Origin of the sequence: Faecalibacterium sp. DFI.5.82 (genome assembly GCF_029076575.1) — a bacterium.
Lineage (GTDB): Bacteria > Bacillota > Clostridia > Oscillospirales > Ruminococcaceae > Faecalibacterium > Faecalibacterium duncaniae.
Genome location: NZ_JARFIS010000247.1, coordinates 1 through 332, shown reverse-complemented (window position 1 = coordinate 332; position 332 = coordinate 1). Strand labels below are relative to the sequence as shown.

1 pseudogene is annotated in these 332 nt (G+C 56.6%); it reads left to right on the top strand.

From position 1 onward, the window contains the following. Positions 1–111 precede the first annotated feature (111 nt). A pseudogene (locus P0G09_RS16450) lies at positions 112–332 on the top strand (hypothetical protein); the annotation flags it as partial.

Sequence of the window (332 nt, the reverse complement as noted above, 5' to 3'; positions counted from 1 at the left end):
CGATCGAGGCAGCAGACAAGCAGCTCAACCCCGAGGGCCTGACTATCGAATGACGGAGAGGGGCGGGCTCCGGCCCGCCCATTTTCTTTTTACAGCTAAGGAGGTAAAATCATGAGCAAATGCTACGCATCGGCCGTCCTCGCCATCGCTGCGGCAGAGATCGGCTACCACGAGAAAAAGAGCAACAGCCAGCTCGACAACCCGACCGCCAACGCGGGCAGCGCCAACTATACCAAGTACGCCAGAGACTTCGACGAGAAATACCCGAAATGGTACAACGGCAAGAAAAACGGCTTCGCGTGGTGCGATATGTTCGTCGACTGGTGTATGCT